This is a genomic window from Acinetobacter sp. WCHAc060006 (assembly GCF_004209135.1).
GTDB lineage: Bacteria > Pseudomonadota > Gammaproteobacteria > Pseudomonadales > Moraxellaceae > Acinetobacter > Acinetobacter cumulans.
The window spans coordinates 58,542-82,406 of the sequence record NZ_SGSS01000005.1; the positions used below are offsets into that span (position 1 = coordinate 58,542).

The following is a 23,865-nucleotide window of genomic DNA, read 5'->3' on the forward strand; positions in this document are numbered from 1 at the left end:
GCAATAAAAAAGCGGTCTATTGACCGCTTTTTTATTGATAAAGATGTTATGCCACAGACTCAGGTGCTGTGCGCCATAAGCTTTCTAAATCATAGAATTTGCGTGCTGTAGGAAGCATAACATGAACAACGACAAAGCCGAGGTCAATCAAGATCCACTCTGCATCACGCTCGCCTTCAACACCAATCGGGCGGAAGCCAGCTTTACGTGCTTCTTCAGCAACGTTGTTTGCAAGGGATTTGAGATGACGTGTTGATGTACCGCATGCAATCACGATTGCATCTGCAACGTTGCTGATCGCGCTAACATCAATTTCGACGATTTCTTTCGCTTTTACATCTTCGAGAGCTTCACGTACCACTTCTAAGCAAGCTTGTACGTCTTTTTTTGAACTTAATGCAGGTTCTTGAAAGTTTGAAGCGCCGGGCGATGGTTCTAAATTCATGGAGGGTATGGTTTCCAGACAATTATTCATCATCTAATATAGCGGTTTTGGTGCTGAATTTCAAATCAGCACCTTGATCTCTTCAGTTTATTGATGAGAAGTATTTGTCTTTCCACGCAAAAGAATTTTGTGACAAATTTTGTGGGCGATATTCGGCAGCACTGAAACCTGTATATTGGCTGTGTTTGAGCCAATCAAAAATGACTGCATAATCAATGTTTCCTGTGTCAGGTTCATGTCGACCTGGATTGTCTGCAAATTGAATATGACCAATCGCATCGATATTTTCTTGTAGGCTTTCCAATAAATTTTCGCCCATCATGGCCATGTGGTAGCAGTCAAATTGCATTTTTAAGGCAGGGTGACGTACCGCTTCAAGCATTTCCTGTGCTTGAGCAATGTTTTGCACTAAAAAGCGGGGCATATCGGTGCCGTTGATCATTTCAAATACTGGTTGAATACCGTGATCACTACACATGTGGCATGCCAGTTTTAAATTGGTGGCCAAGGTTTTTAAGCAGGGCAGTAAATCTGCATCTAGGGGTTGTTTACCCGCAAGGATATTAATGCTAGGTACTTGTAATGCTTTGGCATAGAGAATGGCTTTTTCTAAACCATGATGAAATTCAATTTCTTGACCCGGAATACCAGCAAGGCCATTGCCACCAGTCATCAAGTCACCTGCAGGCGCATTAATCAAACATAGGCTTAAGTCATGTATGGTGAGTTGGGTTTGAATTTGCTCAATACTTAGCTCGTATGGAAATTGGATTTCAATATGATCGAAACCATGAGCACGTGCCAGCGCAAAGCGCTCAAGCAAGGGCACTTCGGTAAAAATCATGGACAGATTAACGGCCAATTTAATCATGGTTGGCACCCTCTGAAATTAAGCGAAAAATGATGACAGCACACGGTTAGTTAGATTTGACCTGTAAACGTATGGTAGATAAGTCTGCCTCTGCATAACCATTGGCTTGATGTTGTTGTAATTGATCAAGGGCTTGTGTGGCAACGGGAACATGCAATTGATATGAAGCTGCCAGCTTTAAGGCATTGTTTAGGTCTTTAGATAAAGTTTGTACTTTCCATTGCACGGGTTCAAAGCTTTGGCTCGCCATACGAGGTGTGAGGATCTGAAAAGGTTTTGAGTCAGCAAACCCGCCTGCCAAAGCAGGTGCGAGAAGTGTTGTGTCGACACCAGCGTGTTCGGCCAGTGCAACAGCTTCTGCAATGAGCGTGCTGTTGGCAGCGACGATGAGCTGATTACAAATTTTTGTGGCTTGGCCTGCGCCTGTTTCTCCCATGCGGGTAACACGCTGTGATAACACATTATAAATCAGTTCTAGGCGTTGAATGCTTGGTGCATCACCACCTGCAAAAATAACCAGAGTGCCAAGTTCGGCACCAGCTGTTCCACCAGAGACAGGGCAGTCAATCCAATTGACGCCTTGTTGCTGTGCTACTTGAGCAAGTTGCTTTGTACATTCTACGGATAGACTTGAAAAATCTGCAATAATTTGCCCTTTGCTTAAGTGTGGTCGAATTAAGCTAAAGACATTTTGCACAGCATGATCATCGGCCAAACACATTAAAACCACAGGATATTGGCTAAGTTGGTTCAAGTCGAGTGCAGTCGCGCCTTGTTCAATCAGGGCATCACAAGCGCTCGGACTACGATTCCAAACTGCGACTGCAAAGCCAGCTTGCAAGAGACGAGTTGCCATACGGCTTCCCATGAGCCCCATGCCCAAAAATGCAATTTTAGTTTGAAGGTCGAAGTTCATGCGTGTTCCATTAGATGATCATACTGTTTTAAGCTTAGCGGAATTGGCGCGGTAAAAATTGAACTTCAGGGTTCTTGTCTTTTTTACGTGCCAGTTTGCTGTTTTTGCCGAGCAATAATTTAAGTTGCCAAATTTTTTCTAAACGTAAAGATTTACTTGGTTGATGTTCCATAGCATCTAGTACACGTTTGGCTGCGGTTAAGGCATCAGGTGAGCGGCCAAGCATCTCTTCAGCGAGTGTTTGAGCTTGTTGAAGCGGTGTTGCATTGAGATGCGTGACCAAACCAATATCTTTGGCATAGTTGGCGTCAAAAATACGGGCAGTAAGTGTCAATTCTTTCGCCAAATCTAAGCCAATAATGCCTTTAAGCGAACGGCTGAGCCCCATATCTGGAACCAAACCCCAGCGACTTTCCATAATCGACATTTGCGTTTCTGGATGTGCAATACGAATATCGGCAGCCAGAGCAAGTTGCATACCTGCACCAAAGCAATAGCCTTCAATGGCGGCAATCACTGGAACAGGCAGTTCTTGCCAAATCAAAAATGCTTTTTGAAACAGACTTTGACCAGGGCGGATCAGTTCCCATGCAGCATAAGCGGTGTTTTTCGGGTTGTTTAAATCACTTAAATCAATGCCTGCACTAAATACTTGTGCTTCGCCAGTTAAAATCACACAGCGAATCGTACGGTCTTTTTTAATACGATTGGCAATGTTTACCAGCTCTTTGAGCAGGGCAAAACTCATGGCATTGCGTTTATCTGGGCGATTTAGGCTAACGGTTGCAATGCCGTTGTTATTTTCAAATTTGACCAAAGCCATGTTGTACACTCTTTTTGTTTCTTTGCGACGAGCATAGCATGAGCTTATCTTGCATGCATGACAGCTCAGTCATCCTTCTATTTAAATCGGGCATGACGACCTGTTTAAGTATTGTGCTGACTTAAAATATGTTGGGCTGCCAGTTCAACTTGCGCAATGATGGCTTTCATTTCATCAAAGCGTTTGTGGACTTCTTGAATGAAGGCATCATCGGCTCTGCGGCGTTCTTTACGTAAGGTTGAAACAAATTGCTCAAAGCTACCCGTAACATTTTGCAAATTGGGTGTGCCGACATAGCGAGTTGCACCGTATAAACGATGGAGCACATGTTCGAGTTGTGGGAAATCTTCAAGCTCAATCAGCTGTTCAATTTCATTCACTTCTATTTCGAAACTGTCAGTAAGCATTTTGAGCAAATCGACCGCCAAGTCCTCTTTATTGGCCGCTAGCATAAGACATTGTTGCCAATCTAAAATATTGCTGTCGAGTGAATCAATAACAGCAGTACGTTCTACAGCAACAGGCTTTTTAAAGTTTTCAGCGGTCCAATGGGTCAAGATTTGAATAATCTGTTCCATTTGGATCGGTTTAGTCACGTAATCATCCATACCACTTTGCAACAGCTTTTGCTTTTCATCCGAAAGTGCATGTGCCGTGAGCGCAATAATCGGCAGACGTTTTTGTTCTTCTTTGGTGGATTCTAATGAACGCAGCGCACGCGTGGTATCAATGCCAGACATTACGGGCATTTGAATATCCATGAAGACCAAATCAAAATCTTTGAGCCCTTGCGCATGGCGAGATTGAATAATATCTAAGGCTTCTTGACCGCTGAGTGCTTTGGTGGTGGTCACGTTAAGTTCAGATAAGAGCGCCTCTAATACAATCAAGTTGGGTAGATGGTCATCGACCGCTAAGATATGTAAGCCTTGGCCATCAAAGTTATCCATGGCGTCATGTTCAAACAAGGGCTCATTACCCAACAATTGTGCCAATGCACTACGACTCAGCGGTTGATGTAATGGACGAGCACGGTATTCATTTAGCATGCTTGGATCGAGTAGCATTTGATAGCCATAAATCGCCAAATTGCCGTGATAACGTGAGCGAATTTCTTTGAGCATGGCTTCGGTATCGCCACTATGGTCTAAAATGAGCCAAGTATTTTCAGCATGTTCAAACTGATTTAGACGGCTAAATAAATCTAAAATCGACTGTGCTTCGACGTGTTGTACAGCATAATCTTCAAGGTAGTGGCGTAGTACATTGGCTGTAGCAGGATGTGCTAAATATGATACCACAGTTAAATGTTCAAATTGTGGATGGATGACTTCTTCATCTTCATTCACGCTAAACATTGCGGTAAACCAAAAGGTTGACCCTTTTTCGGTCGGTGCACGTTCTTGGTTGTCTTCAAAGCCAATTTGACCATGCATGAGGTTGACCAATTGTTTAGAAATTGCCAAACCAAGACCTGTACCGCCAAATTGACGTGTAACGGAGGCATCACCTTGTGAGAAGGATTCAAACAGCTTTTTACGGTCTGTGCCACTTAGGCCAATACCACTGTCTTGTACGCTAAAATGAAGTAGGCACTGGCCAATATCATCATGTTCCATTCGCACACGAACAATAATTTCACCATCAGGGGTGAACTTAATGGCATTGGAAATTAAATTGGTCAAAATCTGCTTAAAGCGCAGTGCATCGCCAATTACATGCACGGGCACGTTGTCAGCATAGTAGAAAGTCATATCAATATGCTTTTGCGCAGCCAATGGCGAAAGCATGTCCATCACATCAAAAACAGCTTCTTCTAGGTCAAAAGGCGCTGTTTCAAGCTCAAGCTTGCCTGCATCAATTTTAGAAAAATCTAATACATCGTTAATGAGTGCCAGCAAATGTGCAGAAGATTTGCGAATGGTTTGTAAATATAAGTTTTGTTCATTGCTCAAATTACCTTGGCGCAGTAACAGATGAATAAAGCCATCAATACTGTTTAAGGGTGTTCTGAGTTCATGGGAAATATTGGCTAAAAAAACCGATTTAGATTGATTGGCATGAATCGCTTGGTCGCGTGCTTGACGGTAAGTGATATTTTGCACTTCTAAAGTATCGAGCGTACGGCGTAAATCGTCTTCGGTTTGTTCTGTATGTTCGCGTAATTCTAAAAAACTAAAATGCAGACGATTGACCACGTTGGCAATGTCACGCTGTAAAAGGCGAAGCTCACCTGTACTGTTAATAATCATGTGCTGATCTAAGGTGTCAGCATTGAGGCGTTGTAATTGCATACGAATTTCGTACATCGGTGCAATCCAGCGACGCGAATAGAAATTGAGGCATAACAATAATAAAAGTAGGGTCAGTAAACCTGTTGCGACCAACACCATCAGCACGCGATAGTGTGCAATTTCTAGAGGTTGGTTGTCGAGCTCAATCACCAGCCAGTAAGGCGTATTCATTTCATCATGAATTTGTGTGGCATACACATTACTGTGATTTAAACGAATAGGCCCAATAAACTCTGATTTTTTGTTCTCTGCAAGCTTTGGCCATGGCGCATCATCTTGGAAGCCAAAACTAATTCTATTTTTTTCTTGGCTGTCTAAGATTGCAGCACGAATCAAATGTTTTTCGCTAAACATATTTTGCATGGCATTTCGTGCTTGATCGAATTGCCATGGATATTGTGCCAATAAGTTGAGCGCATCTTCGGATGCAGGCTGAAAACGCGTCAAAATCGCAATCGCCATTTGGCGTTGTTGTGCTTTGGCGGCATTGGAAGTTTCGCTAATGACCAAGGTTGCACCCACACATGCCAAAATTGTAATGGGCACAAAAATTAACGCAATGAGCTGTCCATAGGCATGATTTAAGTGTAGGCGTTTAAAAAGCTTTTTGTTGATATTTGACATGATTCAAGCAGTTTATTCCTTATGCACTGCATATTAGCATGCTTTATTTGAAACTGATTGCGCTTTAATCACTTTCACGAAAAAGCCCCGTAAATGGGTGCAGGCGCAGTCATTTTTTCATACAATAAGCGCACCTCGATAAAGGTACAAATAATGAGTAATATAACCCCTGATTTTCAAGCAGACGATTTTTTGTTAGACCATTATGTCGGAAAGACTCCGTTGGTGCGTTTACAGCGTCTGGCATGTCACACTCAAGCAACTGTATTGGCCAAGTTAGAAGGCAATAACCCAGCAGGTTCAGTCAAAGACCGTCCAGCATATAACATGATTATGCAAGCCGAAAAGCGTGGACAGATTAAGCCGGGTGATACGTTAATTGAAGCGACAAGCGGAAATACAGGTATTGCATTGGCAATGGTTGCTGCCATGCGTGGTTATAAGATGAAGCTGATTATGCCAGCGAACTCAAGCCAAGAACGTAAAGATGCCATGCGTGCCTACGGTGCAGAATTAATTGAATCTGCAAGTATGGAAGAAGCGCGTGATATGGCAGCGCAAATGCAAGCAGACGGCGTGGGCTTGGTTCTTAATCAATTTGGTAACCCAGATAATTCAGAAGCACATTACCTGACCACTGGCCCAGAAATCTGGGAGCAAACAGGCGGTAAAATTACTCACTTTGTGAGCGCGATGGGCACCACAGGCACCATCATGGGGATTTCAAAATACCTCAAAGAACAAAATCCAGAGATTCAAATTGTTGGCTTACAGCCTTCTGAAGGTTCAAATATTGCAGGTATTCGCCGCTGGCCTACAGAATACTTGCCGACGATTTTTGATGCGAGTCGTGTTGACCGTATTATGGATATTCCGCAAATTGAAGCTGAAAAAACTGCGCGTAAAATGGCGCGCGTTGAAGGTATTAGTGCGGGTACATCTTCAGGTGGCGCGGTATGGGCATCAGTAAAATTGGCTGAAGAAAACCCAGATGCAGTCATTGTTTGCATTATCTGTGACCGTGGCGATCGCTATTTATCTACAGGTTTATTCTCTGTGGTTGATGCTGAATAATTTCGGGGTTGAAGAGTCTTTATGCGTTTACCTATTTTAACTTTCGATATTGAAACTTTGACTGATTTAAAATCAGGTGCGCATTTATACGGACTCGATTTACCCGAAGCCGATTTAGGCGCGGCTTTGGCAAAGTTAAGACGCCAAGAAAGTGGTACAGACTTTCAGCGTTTGGCTTTGCATGAAATTGTCTGTATTTCAGGTTTTTGGTTAGATGAAAATGGCATGAAACTGTTTTCATTTAGCCGTGAAAATTATAGTGAAGCTGAAATTTTAAAGCGCTTTTTATCTATTTTTGATAAACGCCAACCCACGTTGGTGAGCTGGAATGGCTCGCAATTTGATGTCCCCGTGATTTTATTTCGTGCGATGTATCATGGTCTATCTGCGCCAAGTTTATTTGATCAGGGCGAGATTGATTCACAAAAGCGTTATAATAACTACCAAAATCGCTATCACCACCGTCATGTCGATTTAATGGATGTCATGGCCATGTTTAATGGTCGTCATTTTCAAAAGCTGGATGACATTGCACATTTATTGGGTTTTCCTGGTAAGCGTGGTGATGGGGCATATCATGTGCCTGAATATGTCCGTACCGAGCAATGGCAACAACTCACTAGCTATTGCGAAGGCGATGTACTGAATACATGGCTGATTTACTTGCGCTGGCAATTGTTGAAAGGGCAAATTTTAGCGTCTGATCATCAACATTTAGTGCAATCAACCATTCAGTATTTAGTCACCCAGCCCCAGCAAGCTGAATTTTTAGCGGTTTGGCGAGAAAACTCGAAGCAAACCGATTTTACCCAATTTGATTTCCCATCTTCCACACATTAGGTCCACATGAAACACAAAGCCAAGTCCCCAAAAGCACCAGCGCAAAGTTATATTTTTCAAGTTGAGTCGCTGTCACATGAGGGGCGTGGCATTGCTCATTATGGTTCACATCCTGAGCATCCAATTGAAAAGCAGGGTAAAAAAGTCTTTATCCGTTATGCTTTACCCGGTGAAACTGTACGTGCAACTATTACCCATACTGCAAAGCGTTTAGAAGAAGCCGACAGCCTAGAACTGCTCAGTGAAGCGTCTGAAATACGTGTGCCGGCGCCGTGTCCGCATTTTGGGATTTGTGGCGGCTGTAATATGCAACATATACATCCAGATGAGCAAATTCGCTTAAAACAGGATGTATTAAAGTCGCATTTAAGCCATTTTGCAGGATTAAGCCCAAAAGAGTGGCTAGCGCCTTTACGCTCAGGTCGTGAGGATTATCGGCGTAAAGCACGAATTGGCGTACGTTACTTGCCACACAAAGATAAATTGGTTGTGGGTTTTCGTGAAAATGCCAGTAATAAATTGACCTCTATTGACCGATGTATGGTGTTAGATCAGCAATTTGGTTCGATTACACGGTTAAAACAATTACTCCAAAGTCTAAAAGGCAAAGCGGACATTGGTCATGTAGAATTGGCCATGGGAGATGCAGACGTTGCTTTGCTGATTCGACATACCGATAAATTATGCGATGACGATGTCAACGAATTGCGAAAATTTACGTTACAGAAGCAGTGGCAACTTTATTTACAAGCAGCAGGGCCAGAAAGTTTAGTCCGAGAGGACGGCCAAGGGACTGAAATGCGTTTGCATTACAGATTAGAAGAATTTGATACGACTTTTGCCTTTAGTCCATTAGATTTTACTCAAGTAAATTCAAGTGTTAACCCAAAAATGGTGAAGCTGGCATGTGATTTGCTTCAGTTGAAGGCGGGTGAGCGTGTTTTAGATTTATTCTGTGGCTTGGGTAATTTCTCTTTACCGCTAGCGCGCTGTGTTGGTGCACAGGGCAAAGTGGTGGCTGTTGAGGGAAGTGAAGATATGGTCGCTCGTGGTACAGAAAATGCAAAAAATAATGCAATTTCTTGGCTGAGCTTCTATTCACAAGATTTAACAAAAGATTTTTCGCATCAATCTTGGGCAAATCAAGGATTTGATGCATTATTGATTGACCCTCCACGTTCAGGTGCGGAAGAGGTAATGCATTATCTGCCCAAGTTTGGTGCAAAAAGAATAGTTTATGTCTCATGTAATCCCGCAACACTCGCACGTGATGCAGGTGTGTTAGCACAGCAGGGGTATCAGCTGAGCCGAGCAGGTGTCATGGATATGTTTACGCATACTGGGCACGTAGAGTCTATCGCGTTATTTGAACAGATTGATCTAAGCACTCAGATTGACGATTTAAGTAGTAATGAAAAGTAAAAAAGAGGAGTAGGGTATGGTCACAGTACGTGAACAGCTCCCGGGGCGTCTCAATGAGTTGTCTCAGGAAACGACTGTAGAACATGCCGATCAAGCACTACATGATCTAGACGAATGGCTAGATCGTGTGCGTGGCATACTAGATGGTGAATCTTTAACGCAGCTTGAAGAAGTTGCACACTTGACGCTACAGAAAGAGCTTGAGTCGACGGTTCATCATCGTTCCAATACCTTTTATACAGGTATTGAAATGGCTGATATCTTAGCGCATTTACATGTAGACGAAGATACCTTGTCGGCAGCAATGCTTTACCGTGGCGTACGTGAAGGTGTGATATCACTGGATGAAGTACGTGAACAATTTGGTGAGCAAGTTTTTGCATTGGTCAAAGGCACTTTGGCCATGGGTAAGCTTTCAGAGCTGATTGAACAAAATAAACGTCTGGAAGACCATTTTAATAATAATCAACGTGAGCACTTAACTGGCATTTATAAAATGCTGATTTCTGTGACAGAAGATGTTCGAGTTGTTTTAATTAAGTTGGCAGAACGAACTTATGCCTTACGTGAATTGGCGAACTCTTCAAAAGAGCGTCAGGAACGTGTTGCGCGTGAAATTTTAACCATTTACTCGCCTTTGGCGCATCGCTTAGGCATTGCTCAACTGAAATGGGAGCTAGAAGATTTAGCTTTCCGTTATCTGGCTCCAGAGCGCTATAAAGAAATTGCCTCGCTACTCAATGAAAAGCGTTTAGAGCGCGAGCAATATATTCAATTCGTCACCGATAAATTACGCCAAGAATTACTCGATCATGATATTGAGGCCGAAATTAATGGCCGAGTGAAACACATTTATTCGATTTATCGAAAAATGAAAAGTAAGAATTTGAGCTTTGATCAGTTGTACGACATTCGTGCGGTACGTGTATTGGTCAAGAGTGTTCCCGAGTGTTATCACACCTTGGGTATCGTTCATCAAATTTGGCGTCATATTCCACATCAATTTGATGACTATATTACCAACCCAAAAGCCAATGGTTACCGTTCATTGCATACCGCTGTGATTGCTGAAAATAAATCACTCGAAGTACAAATTCGTACGCAGACCATGCATCAAGAAGCCGAATTGGGTGTGTGTTCGCACTTTAACTATAAAGAAGGTTCGAAAAATACCGACCATTCATTCAATCATCGTTTACATTCATTACGTTCAGTTTTAGAACATTATCAAGAACGTAATGATGCTAGCGCACATAAAGACGAAGAAGGCGAAGAAAGTTTTGAACAAATTCAAGACTTTGAAGGTTTCGAGAAAATTTATGTGTTTAGCCGTGATGGCGACATTAAAGAATTACCGCGTGGCGCAACCGTATTAGACTTTGCTTATCATGTACATACGCAGGTCGGAAACAAGTGTTATGCTGCACGGGTCAATCAGCGTTATGTTCCTTTAACCTACACCTTAAAAACAGGTGAGCAGGTTGAGATCTTAACCAAGAAAGACCGTGAGCCGAACCGTGATTGGATTGTCAATTCGCTAGGTTACATTAAAACCGCCCGCGCTCGTGATAAGTTACGTCATTGGTTCCGTCAGCAAGATCGAAGCAAGAATTTAGAAGTTGGACGTGAGATTCTGAATAAAGAATTAGCACGGTTGGCAATTCACCCGAAAAGTATTGATTTAAATGACTATTGCAGTCACTTCAATGTTAAAACGGGCGAAGATATTCTCATTGGCTTAGTCAGTGGCGATATTAGCCTGCATGCGCTCATTAATCAGGTCAACCGTCACATGCACTTGGATCAGGATGAACCTGAACTGGTGCTGAAGCCGACATTAAACCCACGTGCCAGCCATACGCTATCTGCACATGGTATTTTAATTGATGGTTTAGACAACGTTGAATTACATGTTGCACAGTGCTGTCAACCTGTTCATGGCGAATCGATTGGGGGCTATATCACACTCAATCGCGGTGTAAGTATTCATAAGGTTGCCTGCCCAGACTATATGCGCATGATTCAGCAAGAGCCTGAGCGTGCAGTAGAAGCCGATTGGGAAATGCAACCAACACGTGGTCAAAGCGTGCAAATTGTGGTGGAAGCATACGACCGCCGTGGTTTGCTGAAAGACTTAACGCAGGTGATTTTCTCAGATCAAATTAACATTCGTCAGGTGAATACCATTTCAGAGTCTGATGGTATTGCGAATATGAAATTGTTAATTGAAGTCAAAGGTTTGGCACAGCTTTCGCGTCTGCTTGCACGACTAGAGCAACAGCCTGGCATTATTAGTGCTCGACGTCTAGTTCAAGGGAATTAAGCTTCGGACTTGATATAACAGCCGTATAAATTGATGAAAAAACCCGCATGCCAATGCGGGTTTTTTCATGTAAGGTATTTATTATTAAGCATGAATAAAAATACATATTGCGACTTATGACGCTTTCAGAACAACGCAGAGATAATTTAAATCAATGGTTTGAACATTTAATGCAAACTCAGTTTCAAACAGGGAAGGCTATTTGTGAGCATTATGGTTTGAGTGTGGCTGAAGTTTCTCAACTGTTAAATAGCCACAGGCCAATTTCACAAAAAACAGCACGGTTGCTTGAGCAACAATTGCAATTGCCTGATGGCGTTTTAGATTCAGAAAATATACTGCAACAATGTGCTCATTCACCCGTATTAGAACAGCTTGAGAATATAGATCATCGTCATCATGATATTCAAATGTATGAAATGGCAAGCGTAGAAAAACAGGCTTTTCATTTAATCCTGAGCCCAGAGGGATACAATATTGATCTAGATTCACAGACATATCACCCAAACGATGTATATGGTGTTTGTATTGTGGAGGCTAACTACGCTCCGATGTTGAATGTAGGTTGGAAGGTGTTGTGTAATCGAAGCTTAGACATAAAAACGCAGGATTGGGTATGTGTAAAGCTGGTCAATAATATCTGTTTATTTTTACAGTTTTTGCAAAGCACGCAGACAGATCACTATTTTCAAAGTTTAGACCAGCAAAAAACTGTCAATTTTGCTTGTACAGATGTGCTACATATGGATCCAATCGTTATGATTTATACACGTTCTGATTGAAATTGGCATGGTAATGTTGGCCATTTTTAGGACTGTAAAAAATATTTGATAGGATTGCACTAACGTAATAAAAAACCCATCAGATGATGGGTTTTTTAATCCGTTAACTTCAATTAGTGAGGAATTTCTTCTTCATCAAATTCAGGTTTAACTTGTACGATAAAGTCTTGACGGTTCAGGCCACGCCACAAAGCGAAGGCTGTACCAATGTAGATTGATGAATATGTACCGACAAAAACACCAACAAACATCGCAACAGAGAACCATTTAAGGCCATCACCACCCAAGAACATCATGGCTAAAACCACAAGTAATAATGTCATTGAAGTGTGGACTGTACGACGTAAAGTTTCAGTCAAGGCAATGTTGATAATCTCAACAGGCTCAGCACCGCGAATCTTACGGAAGTTTTCGCGGATACGGTCTGATACAACGATATTATCGTTGAGAGAGAAACCAATAATTGCCAAAATTGCTGCCAATACGGTTAAGTCAAATGGCCATTGCATCATGGCAAATATACCCAGTGTCACGATAATATCGTGAAACAAAGAGAGTACAGCCCCCATTGCAAGCTTGAATTCGAAACGGATGGTCACGTAGACCAGCATTAATAACAATGCGAGGGCAACAGCACCACCCGAACGAAGGTAAAGCTCGTTACCGACTTGGCCACCTACAACATCTACTTTATGAACTTCGGCTTTGTTCCCAGGTAACTGAGCTGCTGCAGTAATTTCTTGCGTTAAATTTGCCGCTTCAGCATGTTCTTGTACAGGCATACGGACCATAAGGTCACGGTTTGAGCCTAATGTCTGTACCACAGAGTCTTTGAAGCCTGCTTCAGCAAGTGCTGCAGTCACATCAGTGGCTTGAACAGGCTTGCTGTAGTTCAGTTCAGCAGATACACCACCTGTAAAGTCTAAGCCGAGGTTGAGACCTTTAGTTGTAATAAAGAAAATACTGGCAACGGTCAGCAGAATCGAAATGATTGCAGCCGGAACTGAAATCTTCATGAACGGAATCACACGTTCATTGTCTGGTCGACCGTATTTTTTAGGATCCAATTGATTATTTTCAGTCATGATTGATCTCCTAAATGCTCAGCTTGCTTAAGTTACGTTTTTTGCCATAAATGAGCTGTACGATTGCGCGTGTTACTGTAATTGCAGTAAACATTGAGCAAACAATACCAATCATAAGTGTTACGGCAAAGCCTTTGATTGGGCCTGTACCGATAGCAAAAAGAATAAATGCAACCAAGAATGTAGTGAGGTTGGAGTCGAAAATGGTGTTATAGGCCCGATCATAGCCAGCTATAATAGCTTGCTTAGGCGATGCCCCCCATTTCATTTCCTCTCGTATTCGCTCACAGATCAACACGTTGGCGTCGACGGCCATACCAATAGTAATGACAATACCTGCAATACCTGGCAGGGTGAGGGAAGCGCCAATCCATGACATCACTGTCAAGATCATCGCTAAGTTTACCACCAAGGCAAAGTTAGCAATTAAACCAAATAGACGGAAGAATACCACCATCCAAATGGCAACCAGCAAGAAACCGATTTGTGTAGACAGTACGCCTTTATCAATGTTTTCTTGACCAAGACTAGGCCCGATGACACGTTCTTCGACAAAGTACATTGGCGCAGCCAAAGCACCTGCACGGAGCATTAATGCCAATTCAGCCGCTTCTTGTGGTGACGCTAAACCAGTAATACGGAATTGTGAGCCTAATACAGCTTGAATGGTTGCTGCATTAATGACAACAGATTCAGTATACGGTGTGCGAACTTCTGTTTGAGCACCTGTAGCTGGGTCTGTTACATATCTAATTTTTTGTTTGTTCTCAATGAACAATACCGCCATACGTTTACCAACGGCAGCACGTGTAGCCTCAGACATGAGCTTACCGCCCGCAGTGTCTAGGGTAATGTTCACTTCAGCACCGCCAGTGTCTTGGCTAAAGCCTGAAGAGGCATTTTGTACGCGTTCACCAGTAAGAATACGGTTGCGGTTAAGCAGTAATTGACGACCACTGTCTAAAGACTCATAAGCGAATGCTTCTGTGCCTGGAGGAACTGAGCCTTTTGCCTGACCTGTATACGGATCAATGTATTGATCATTTTGATCAGACACTAAACGGAATTCGAGGTTTGCAGTACGACCTAAAACACGTTTAGCTTCTGCAGTGTCTTGTACACCAGGCAACTCAACCACAATACGGTTGCTACCTTGTGTTTGTACCAATGCCTCTGCCACACCTAACTCGTTAATACGGTTACGGAGAGTGGTTAAGTTTTGGTTTACTGCATAAGATTGAATTTCTTGCTTACGAACGTCGGTATAGGTTAAACGCAAAGTTGAGCCATTATCAGTGGCAATCGCTTGTTGCGTATATTCGTTACCGTTACGACGTAGAAAATCCATCACAGCTGAACGGTCATCGTTATTTGCAAATTGCAAAGTAATCGAGTTGTTGTTGAGTGTGAGGCTGTTGAATTTTAATTTGCTGTCACGCAATTGACGGCGCAAATCTGCAGCAGATGTTTCCATACGCTGAGAAATGGCTTTATCCATATCAACTTCAAGCAGGAAGTGAACACCACCACGTAAGTCCAGACCCAATTTCATTGGCTTAGCACCAATTTTTTGGAGCCATTCTGGTGTTGTTGGTGCCAAGTTAAGTGCGACAACATAGTCATCACCTAAACCACGGCGTAGAGCTTCTTTTGCTTTTAATTGTGCTTCACTTGAATCTACACGTAAAAGTGCAGCATTGTTGGTGAAACTATTGTCATGCGATGCAATATTGTCACTTTTTAATATTTGCTCTGCTTTTTGCACGATGCTCTGATCAATTTGAGTACCGGCTTTGGCACCCGAAATTTGAACAGCAGGTTCATCTGGATACAAACTTGGCAGGGCATATAATGTACTGATCACGAGAACAACGATGATCAGCAGATATTTCCATGCTGGGTAACGCATCTGTTTTCTTCTTAAAATGAAAAAAGTCGTGCAAATGCACGACTGTTTTTTGATTAAAGGTTGTTTAAAGTGCCTTCAGGTAGAACTGAAATCACGCTTGCACGTTGGATTTTCACTTCGACACCGCGACTCAATTCAACCACTGCAAAATCACCTTCAATTTTAACGATTTTGCCCATAAGGCCACCAGCAAAAACAACTTCACTACCTACACCTAAGCTTTCAACCAGTGAGCGGTGCTCTTTCGCACGTTTAGACTGAGGACGCCAGATCAAGAAGTAAAAAATAGCAACAAACACAGCGATCATGAGCAAGTTTGCCATCATGCTTGGTTGTTGTGCTGCTTCACCAGCTGCGTGAGCTGTAGAAATAAAAAGGCTCATTTGTATTTCCTAAAACGAATAAAATTGTATATCAATTACATGACAATAAATTGGCTTGTTCTGCAATTTACCTTGTCTTTTTCATTAGCGCAAATGCTGAAGGATTAATCTTCAGGACAAGGCGGAACTTCTAGACCACGGCGGGCATAAAAGTCTTGCACAAATTCATCAAATGTACCGTTGTCGAGTGCGTCGCGCATCATTTCAGTTAAACGCAGGTAATAGCGTAAGTTATGAATCGTGCCGAGCATTGAACCCAACATTTCGCCACATTTCTCTAAATGGAATAAATATGAGCGAGTGAAGTTGGTACAAGTGTAGCAATCGCAATGTGGATCCAGTGGGCCTTGGTCATGGCGGTATTGGCTGTTACGAATACGCACCAAACCATCGGTCACAAAGTAATGACCATTACGTGCATTTCGAGTTGGCATTACGCAGTCGAACATGTCTACACCACGGCGTACAGCTTCCACAATATCCTCAGGTTTACCAACACCCATTAAGTAGCGTGGTTTATCTGCGGGCATTTTTTCAGGAAGATAATCCAATACTTTGATCATTTCTTCTTTAGGCTCACCCACTGAAAGGCCGCCAATGGCATAGCCGTCAAAGTCAACTTCGAGTAAACCTTTTAAAGATTCATCACGTAGGTCTTCGTACATACCCCCTTGGATAATACCAAACAGGGCATTACGGTTTTTGAGAACTTCATGATGTTGTGTTTTACAGCGTTTAGCCCAACGAAGTGAAAGTTGCAAAGATTTTTGCGCTTCTTCATGCGTTGCAGGATAGGGCGTACATTCATCAAAAATCATCACAATGTCAGAGTTCAACGTATGTTGAATGTCCATCGAAATTTCTGGTGATAAAAATACTTTTGAACCATCAATTGGAGAACGGAAGGTTACGCCATCTTCTTTAATCTTACGCATTGCGCCAAGGCTAAATACTTGGAAACCACCTGAGTCAGTTAAAATAGGTTTATCCCATTTCATAAACTGATGTAAGCCACCGTGTTGCTTAATAACTTCTAAGCCAGGGCGTAAATATAAATGGAAGGTATTACCCAAAATAACTTGTGACTTAATTTCTTTAATATCACGAGGCAACACGCCTTTAACTGTACCGTAAGTACCTACAGGCATGAACATTGGCGTTTCAACGACGCCATGTTCTAGGGTTAAGCGACCACGACGGGCACGGCCCGACTGCGCTAATTTTTCAAACTTCATAGGTGTTCCAAATCAAGGCGAAAAAACAGTTCGCTGATTGTTAATGCTAAAACGCGCTATTTTCCTTGATTCTGCAACTAAACACCAGCTTTGCATCGTTTAGTCGATGTAATTTTCTTAGAGTGAATCTGCTGGGTGTTGAGCAAAGTTTGACAAATGATAAAACTGGCTCAGGCGTGCCAAAATCTCTTTTTTGGGCATTTCACAGCTCCCGCGTTCACCAGATGGCATAGCGGCAATGGTTTGCACTAACTTTTGTATATAAATATTGGTGTCGATAAAGTGAGGCTCAAGCGTCAGCATGTAGGCCGCTTGTGCAACTTGTAGATAGTCATAAGGTTCAACTTCGACCAGCTGTGCAATATCAATTAGCATGTCTTTATCGGCTTGAGTGAGCTTAAAACGCTTGCTTGTTGGGTGCTCAGTTTGTTTTTTAGGTTCTTTAATTTTGAGAAAATTAAGCAATAAGCGATTTTCTGGGTTGAGATAGCGCGCGGATTGCAATTCAATTTCGGGCTGCGTTGGAATGCTGATAAAAAATAAAATTTGATCGATGTCTAAGCCGTAAGAGTCAACTAACGCTTCTTTGGCCTGTTTAAAGGCATTGAGTAGGATATCGAGATTGTTGCTTGCATCGGGTTGTGGGTTGTCCAATAGGGGGTTACCAAAACTATGCTGTGAGTTGAAGTAGTCCGCCAAAATAAATTTAAATTTGGTCAGTCCTGAGTCTACAGCAGGGCTAGAGCGATAACGCCATTTTGGGACATTCCATTGATCACTTGGTGATAAATATTGCTTACTGTCTTCGTCTTCTGAAAACATACTGCGCTTGGTGGATACAGCTAAATAGTCGATTGATAAATATTTGTTGAATACCAAGGTGCAGGCGTAAATTTCGTCTTCATAATAATAATCATAGAGTTGATAAAACTCTTGAATGAGTGCCGTTTTTAAAATATCAATATGTTCTATCATGAGGTTTATATTCTTTTTTTAGAGGGTATTCCAAGGAATACCGTTTTATTTTAGAAATTAGGTTTGTAGTCGAAGCTTTGTGTTGCTTGAGCATCGCGAAAAGGACGAATCGCTTTTTTGCTCAATGTCATTGTGTTAACAATGTTGTTTGGGAAAATTTGAATGTGATTATTAAACAGCTCGACATTACGGTTAAAAATACTAATGGCTGCCCCCACATTTTCATTTTGCTCTTCAATTTCATTCATCATTTTAAGATAAATTTCATTTGCTTTTAATTCTGGGTAATTTTCTACCACAACATTTAAGCTGTGCATTAATTCTTTATTTAAAGACTCAATGCGTTGCAATTGCGAAACATCGGTATTTTTTAAATTAAGATTTAGAATGTTTTGTCTTAGCTCGGTGACTTTTTCTAAAGTTCCTTTTTCAAAACTTGAGTATTGCTCAACCAACGTTTGTAAGCCATCTAAGATTTTAATTTTTTGGCGTTCATAGGTTGCTACATCTGCCCAAGCACGCACCGTTGCATTGTGATGACGCACAATGTTATTGCGAATCGCAATACAGGCAATCACCACAGCGACGATTAAAAGCAGAAAAATCAGTAAACCCATCGACTTAAGCCCCCATAAGTCCTTTACTTTAAAAAAAGTAATAAATCACGTTGTAAGTTTTCTAATTCTATTAATTTAAATGTTCTTAGGTGTCCACGCAATGCTGAAATGTCCTGAATCACATTTGTTTTACTACTAATTTTAAATAAATCATGTGGACCAATATAGCACAGCATTTTACTTTCTGGATGAAAAAGCAAATCACCTTCTCGGTTTTTAAAAAAATCAGCTAAGCGAAGTACAAATGCGGGGGTCATTAATTTAGCAGTTTCCATTTCATCACTGCCATAGAATTTAAGGCGTTGATTGATTTGGATATCACTACTGTGCCAAGGGTAGCTATAAGGATAATAAAATTTTTTATTTGAGGTGCTGACAGCAAGTCCTTGGGTGTTGATGTCAAAAACAAATACGCCCCATAGATCTTTATGAATTTCTTTAACTTGATGCTCATCGCCATTTTTATCGCGTACCCTAATTTCATTAACATAATGGTACTGAAATAGCATGACTTGATGTGCTTGATCATTTTCGTCTTGCCAAACTGTGCTGGCATAACGAGTGATTTTATTGGAAACACTGCCTTGTTCAAATACAGGGAAAAGCTGTTTTAAATGCGCAATAAAATGTATGGAATTAAATGGAACACTAATATGGTGAGGTTGGCGATCGAAAGCCAATTGATATTTTTTAGCAATACTTTGTTGTTCTAAAAAATCGATGACTTCCTCAATCGGATCATCTTGTTCATAGCTAAAATAGGCCCATGCCATAATCACTAAGCCGAGAATGAAGCTCAGTTGTGCCCAGATATTGGCAGGTGTAATCCATACTGGCAGTAAAAAAATGAGCCCGATACAGCCTTGAAACCAGGCTAAGACATTTTCAAATTTTAGGTTAATTGGGGCATTCCATGGATGCAAGCCATCGAGGAGGGCTTGATGATCATGGGCACTACGCCCCAACTCCCAAAGCCGAGCGATATTCCGAAAAACGACGTCGTTTTTTTTACGACGAATATGAAAGGAGTGTTTAACAGAATCGATCGGCATAGCTGCTCTTTTTATTTTAGGTTGATGTTGTCAATCAGCATGGCATCGCCATAGCTAAAGAAACGATACTTGCTTGCTACAGCGTGGTTATAGGCATTAAGAATATTGTCGCGGTTAGACAATGCTGATACCAACATGAGTAGGGTAGATTCAGGTAAATGGAAGTTGGTGATAAGTCGGTCAACTACTTTGAACTCGTAGCCTGGATAGATAAAGATTTGTGTATCACCTGTCCAGCCTTTGAGCTCGCCACCATTGGCTTGAGCTGCACTTTCTGTTGCGCGAGTTGCAGTTGTACCTACAGCAATCACTTTATTACCACGGGCTTTGGTTTCGCGTATTAAAGCCATTGATTCATCAGATACGTCACACCATTCGCTATGCATAATATGATTTTCAATATCTGTTGTACGTACTGGTAAGAATGTACCTGCGCCCACGTGCAAAGTCACAAATGTTGTTTGTACGCCTTTGGCTTTGAGTTTGGCTAACAGTGCTTCATCAAAGTGTAAGCTCGCCGTTGGAGCGGCAACAGACGCAAGTTTAGTTGGGTCGTTAAATACAGTTTGGTAGCGTTCGGTATCAATGGCTTCTGCTTCACGGTTAAAGTAAGGCGGAATTGGCAATGCGCCGTATAAATCTAATACTTGTAAAATAGGTTGTGAAAACTCAACTACAAATAGATTCTCATGGCGACCTTTAACAGTCACTTTTACTTCATCTGGGCCAATAAAAAGTTCAGCACCTTCTTTTGGGGTGTTGCTGGCTTTAATATGACAGTGAGCAGTTTGTGGATCTAAAATACGTTCAACCAATACTTCAATTGCGCCACCTGTTGCACGTTTACCTTTTAAGCGTGCTTTCATCACTTTGGTGTCATTTAAAACCAATAAGTCGCCTTCATTGAGTAGGTCGAGAATGTCGGTAAAGCAATGGTCATGATATTGCCCCGTGGTGTCGAGGTGTAAAAGGCGTGAAGCGGTACGATTTTCTAATGGATAGCGAGCGATAAGCTCATCTGGGAGATCAAAACTGAAATCTGAAAGTTGCATGGTTTGTGCTTAAAACAATAGGGGATTGAATAAGAGCTATTATATGCTTTTTTGGATTTTAGCGCTGATTTTGCTTAATTTTAAGACGAAAAAATCATCATTGGGTTAAAAATAATCAATTGTGTCTTTGTGGTGTTGACAGTGTTTGAAAACAGCGTATTATAGCCTTCATTCCCGAGGTGGTGAAATTGGTAGACGCGGTGGATTCAAAATCCACTATCAGAGATGATGTGTCGGTTCGAGTCCGACCCCCGGGACCAAGATTCAAAAAACCCCAAGACTTAAAGTCTTGGGGTTTTTTATTGGCTGTATGAAAATTAAAAAAGATGCTGTTGTGCATTTAAATGAAAAAAGAAATCATATTGAATGTATCGGGTTTAAAATAATGACAAAGGCCTGTCATTCATTGTTGAAAAAGGATCCTAAAATGCTTTGGTTGGTTGCAAAATATGCCATGACAGTAGCAGTCATCGTGTTGATTTCAGAGGTGGCAAAGCGTAGCGATCGTATGGGAGGGTTGATAGCAGCACTTCCGATGATCACCATTCTTGTGCTCATTTGGATGCAATTGGAACATCAAGATCCACAGAAAATTTCAAATCATGCATGGTATACCTTTTGGTATGTGGTGCCGACCTTGCCAATGTTTTTACTCTTTCCGATGCTATATGTTCGCTGTGGTTTTTGGCTGACTTTGGGAATTTGTTGTCTGGTGACGATAGTATTATTTTTCTTGTGGTCACTGGTATTGCAACGCTTTGGCATACATTTAATGTGATAAAAATGAGTAGGCCAATAAAAAACCAGCGCTTTCGCGCTGGTTTTTTTACGTCACTAACTTGTGTTAGTTCAGCATCAACTTATTGAGCAGCAGCAAGTGCAGCGTTTAAAGTTGAACTTGGACGCATTACGTCATTTACTTTTGCTGTATCAATTGCGTAGTAACCGCCGATATCAACAGATTTGCCTTGAACTTCTGCAAGCTCAGCAACAATCTTGTCTTCATTTTCAGAAAGTGCTTGTGCAAGTGGAGCAAATTTTGCTTTAAGTGCAGCATCTTCGTCTTGAGCAGCAAGAGCTTCAGCCCAGAATTTAGCAAGGTAGAAATGGCTACCACGGTTGTCAAGCTCGCCAGTACGACGTGATGGAGACTTGTCGTTATCTAGAAGTTTGCCAGTTGCTTGGTCTAAAGTCTTCGCAAGAAGTTTCGCTTGAGCATTGTCTTCTTTAATGCCCATTTCTTCTAAAGAAACAGCCAATGCCAAGAACTCACCTAAAGAATCCCAACGTAAGTGGTTTTCTTCAACAAGCTGTTGTACGTGTTTAGGCGCAGAACCACCCGCACCAGTTTCATACATACCGCCACCCGCCATTAACGGAACGATAGATAACATCTTCGCAGATGTACCCAATTCCATAATAGGGAACAAGTCAGTGAGGTAGTCACGTAAGATGTTACCAGTTACAGAAATTGTATCTAGGCCACGAGCAACACGTTCAAGTGTGTAACGCATAGCACGTACTTGAGACATGATTTGGATGTCTAGACCGTCTGTGTCGTGATCTTTCAAGTATTTTTCAACTTTTTTGATCACTTCGTTTTCGTGTGGACGGTATGGGTCTAACCAGAAGATCGCTGGCATACCAGAGTTACGAGCACGTGTTACAGCAAGTTTAACCCAATCTTGAATCGGAGCGTCTTTCACCTGACACATGCGCCAGATATCGCCTTCTTCAACGTTTTGAGACATCAACACTTCGCCAGTTTCGATATCAACAATGTTTGCAACGCCAGCTTGAGCGATTTCAAACGTTTTATCGTGTGAACCGTATTCTTCAGCTTTTTGCGCCATCAAACCAACGTTAGGTACAGTACCCATAGTACGTGGATCGAAGTTACCATTCCATTTACAGAAATTGATCATTTCTTGGTAAATACGTGCGAATGTAGATTCAGGCATTACAGCTTTACAGTCGTAAGGTTTGCCGTCAGCACCCCACATTTTACCGCCACCACGGATCATTGCAGGCATAGAAGCATCTACAATTACGTCGTTAGGTGAATGGAAGTTTGTGATGCCTTTAGCAGAATCAACCATTGCAAGTGCAGGACGGTGTTCTTGACAAGCATGTAAGTCTTCGATGATTTCTTCACGTAAAGAAGTCGGAAGAGTTTCGATTTTTTCGTAAAGACCAGCCATACCATTGTTGATGTTAATACCTAACTCATCAAACAATTTGCCGTGCTTTTCGAAAGCTTCTTTGTAGTAAATCTTAACACAGTGACCAAATACGATTGGGTGTGACACTTTCATCATTGTCGCTTTCACGTGCAATGAGAACAAGATGCCAGCTTCACGACAATCTTCGAGTTCTTTTTCATAGAAATCGCAAAGCGCTTTCTTGCTCATGAACATAGAGTCGATGATTTCGCCGTCTTGAAGCGCAACTTTTTGCTTCAAAACGATCGTTTCGCCAGTCTTAGTGATTAGCTCCATTTTTACATTGCGTGCACGGTCAAGTGTCATAGATTTTTCACCGTGGTAGAAGTCGCCTTCATCCATGTGAGACACGTGAGTTTGTGACCATTGCTTCCACTCGCTCATAGAGTGCGGGTGTTTTTTCGCATAGTTTTTAACAGCAGTAGGTGCACGACGGTCAGAGTTACCTTCACGTAGTACAGGGTTAACAGCAGAACCTAAACATTTGCTGTAACGCGCTTTAATTTCTTTCTCTTCTTCAGTCGTTGGGTTTTCCGGGTAGTTCGGAATAGCGTAGCCTTTAGATTGAAGCTCTTTGATACAAGCTGTCAATTGGCCTACAGACGCACTGATGTTTGGTAACTTGATGATGTTTGTGTCTGGATCTTGAGTAAGACGGCCAAGCTCTGCTAGGTTGTTTGGAACCTTTTGCTCTTCGCTTAAGAAGTCAGAAAATTCTGCGAGCACACGTGATGCTACAGAGATATCGCGTTTAACGATTTCAACGCCGGCAGGCTTAGTAAAGGTCTCAATGATCGGTAGCAGTGAGTATGTCGCCAATAATGGCGCCTCGTCGGTCAGTGTGTAAATGATAGTTGACTTTCCACCAGCCATATATAGCCCCTTGCTTGAGATAGTGTTTTGAGGGCCGAGCTTATGACT

20 protein-coding genes and 1 tRNA gene are annotated in these 23,865 nt (G+C 41.9%); 7 read left to right on the top strand and 14 right to left on the bottom strand.

Annotation, left to right across the window (positions count from 1 at the left end):
* Window positions 1-46 precede the first annotated feature (46 nt).
* From rsfS to EXE29_RS04630, 5 genes are all read right to left on the bottom strand, one after another.
* Window positions 47-445: a ribosome silencing factor gene (gene rsfS, locus EXE29_RS04610; protein WP_106984609.1), complete on the bottom strand. Its 399-nt coding sequence runs from the start codon at window positions 443-445 to the stop codon at window positions 47-49.
* Between the two features lie 82 nt (window positions 446-527).
* Complete coding sequence (locus EXE29_RS04615; protein WP_117007190.1) at window positions 528-1,316, bottom strand: hydroxypyruvate isomerase family protein; 789 nt, start codon at window positions 1,314-1,316, stop codon at window positions 528-530.
* Window positions 1,317-1,362: 46 nt separating this feature from the next.
* Window positions 1,363-2,232, bottom strand: coding sequence for an NAD(P)-dependent oxidoreductase (locus EXE29_RS04620; protein WP_120364006.1), 870 nt, complete (start codon window positions 2,230-2,232; stop codon window positions 1,363-1,365).
* Between the two features lie 34 nt (window positions 2,233-2,266).
* A complete protein-coding gene (locus EXE29_RS04625) occupies window positions 2,267-3,055 on the bottom strand; it encodes a crotonase/enoyl-CoA hydratase family protein (RefSeq protein ID WP_106984612.1) in 789 nt (262 codons plus the stop codon).
* Window positions 3,056-3,159: 104 nt separating this feature from the next.
* Window positions 3,160-5,973, bottom strand: a complete 2,814-nt coding sequence (locus EXE29_RS04630) for a GacS-like sensor histidine kinase (RefSeq protein ID WP_106984613.1) — start codon at window positions 5,971-5,973, stop codon at window positions 3,160-3,162.
* A gap of 153 nt (window positions 5,974-6,126) precedes the next feature.
* Here EXE29_RS04630 and cysM point away from each other — a divergent pair, with 153 nt between their 5' ends.
* From cysM to EXE29_RS04655, 5 genes are all read left to right on the top strand, one after another.
* Window positions 6,127-7,047, top strand: a complete 921-nt coding sequence (gene cysM / locus EXE29_RS04635) for a cysteine synthase CysM (RefSeq protein WP_117007192.1) — start codon at window positions 6,127-6,129, stop codon at window positions 7,045-7,047.
* A 21-nt stretch (window positions 7,048-7,068) separates the two neighbouring features.
* Window positions 7,069-7,887 (top strand): 3'-5' exonuclease, encoded by an 819-nt coding sequence (locus EXE29_RS04640; RefSeq protein WP_120364007.1) that lies wholly within the window; start codon window positions 7,069-7,071, stop codon window positions 7,885-7,887.
* A gap of 6 nt (window positions 7,888-7,893) precedes the next feature.
* Complete coding sequence (rlmD, locus tag EXE29_RS04645) at window positions 7,894-9,309, top strand: 23S rRNA (uracil(1939)-C(5))-methyltransferase RlmD (RefSeq protein WP_120364008.1); 1,416 nt, start codon at window positions 7,894-7,896, stop codon at window positions 9,307-9,309.
* 16 nt (window positions 9,310-9,325) lie between these two features.
* A complete protein-coding gene (locus EXE29_RS04650; RefSeq protein WP_120364009.1) occupies window positions 9,326-11,632 on the top strand; it encodes a RelA/SpoT family protein in 2,307 nt (768 codons plus the stop codon).
* Window positions 11,633-11,748: 116 nt separating this feature from the next.
* Complete coding sequence (locus EXE29_RS04655; RefSeq protein ID WP_120364010.1) at window positions 11,749-12,414, top strand: hypothetical protein; 666 nt, start codon at window positions 11,749-11,751, stop codon at window positions 12,412-12,414.
* Window positions 12,415-12,527: 113 nt separating this feature from the next.
* Here EXE29_RS04655 and secF read toward each other — a convergent pair whose 3' ends face one another.
* The 8 genes from secF to queA form a co-directional block, all read right to left on the bottom strand.
* Window positions 12,528-13,499, bottom strand: a complete 972-nt coding sequence (gene secF / locus EXE29_RS04660) for a protein translocase subunit SecF (protein WP_120364011.1) — start codon at window positions 13,497-13,499, stop codon at window positions 12,528-12,530.
* A 10-nt stretch (window positions 13,500-13,509) separates the two neighbouring features.
* Window positions 13,510-15,408, bottom strand: coding sequence for a protein translocase subunit SecD (gene secD, locus EXE29_RS04665; protein WP_120364012.1), 1,899 nt, complete (start codon window positions 15,406-15,408; stop codon window positions 13,510-13,512).
* Window positions 15,409-15,461: 53 nt separating this feature from the next.
* Window positions 15,462-15,791 carry a preprotein translocase subunit YajC gene (gene yajC / locus EXE29_RS04670; protein WP_120364013.1) on the bottom strand — a complete coding sequence of 110 codons (330 nt, stop codon included), beginning with the start codon at window positions 15,789-15,791 and terminating at the stop codon, window positions 15,462-15,464.
* 104 nt (window positions 15,792-15,895) lie between these two features.
* Window positions 15,896-17,026, bottom strand: a complete 1,131-nt coding sequence (tgt, locus tag EXE29_RS04675; protein ID WP_120364014.1) for a tRNA guanosine(34) transglycosylase Tgt — start codon at window positions 17,024-17,026, stop codon at window positions 15,896-15,898.
* A 117-nt stretch (window positions 17,027-17,143) separates the two neighbouring features.
* Complete coding sequence (locus tag EXE29_RS04680; protein WP_106984623.1) at window positions 17,144-18,001, bottom strand: DUF4303 domain-containing protein; 858 nt, start codon at window positions 17,999-18,001, stop codon at window positions 17,144-17,146.
* A 50-nt stretch (window positions 18,002-18,051) separates the two neighbouring features.
* Window positions 18,052-18,618, bottom strand: coding sequence for a LemA family protein (locus EXE29_RS04685; RefSeq protein WP_106984624.1), 567 nt, complete (start codon window positions 18,616-18,618; stop codon window positions 18,052-18,054).
* Window positions 18,619-18,641: 23 nt separating this feature from the next.
* The gene (locus tag EXE29_RS04690; protein ID WP_106984625.1) at window positions 18,642-19,670 is read right to left on the bottom strand and encodes a hypothetical protein; all 1,029 of its coding nucleotides are present in this window, start codon (window positions 19,668-19,670) and stop codon (window positions 18,642-18,644) included.
* Window positions 19,671-19,681: 11 nt separating this feature from the next.
* Window positions 19,682-20,722, bottom strand: a complete 1,041-nt coding sequence (gene queA / locus EXE29_RS04695; protein ID WP_106984626.1) for a tRNA preQ1(34) S-adenosylmethionine ribosyltransferase-isomerase QueA — start codon at window positions 20,720-20,722, stop codon at window positions 19,682-19,684.
* A gap of 173 nt (window positions 20,723-20,895) precedes the next feature.
* Between queA and EXE29_RS04700 the strand changes: the two genes are divergently transcribed.
* Window positions 20,896-20,982: transfer RNA gene (locus EXE29_RS04700), tRNA-Leu, on the top strand.
* Between the two features lie 50 nt (window positions 20,983-21,032).
* Entirely contained in the window at window positions 21,033-21,500 is a 468-nt protein-coding gene (locus tag EXE29_RS04705; protein WP_228198709.1) for a DUF3147 family protein, read from the top strand.
* 82 nt (window positions 21,501-21,582) lie between these two features.
* Here the strand turns inward: EXE29_RS04705 and EXE29_RS04710 are convergent, their stop codons facing one another.
* Window positions 21,583-23,817 carry an NADP-dependent isocitrate dehydrogenase gene (locus tag EXE29_RS04710; RefSeq protein WP_120364015.1) on the bottom strand — a complete coding sequence of 745 codons (2,235 nt, stop codon included), beginning with the start codon at window positions 23,815-23,817 and terminating at the stop codon, window positions 21,583-21,585.
* Window positions 23,818-23,865 lie beyond the last annotated feature (48 nt).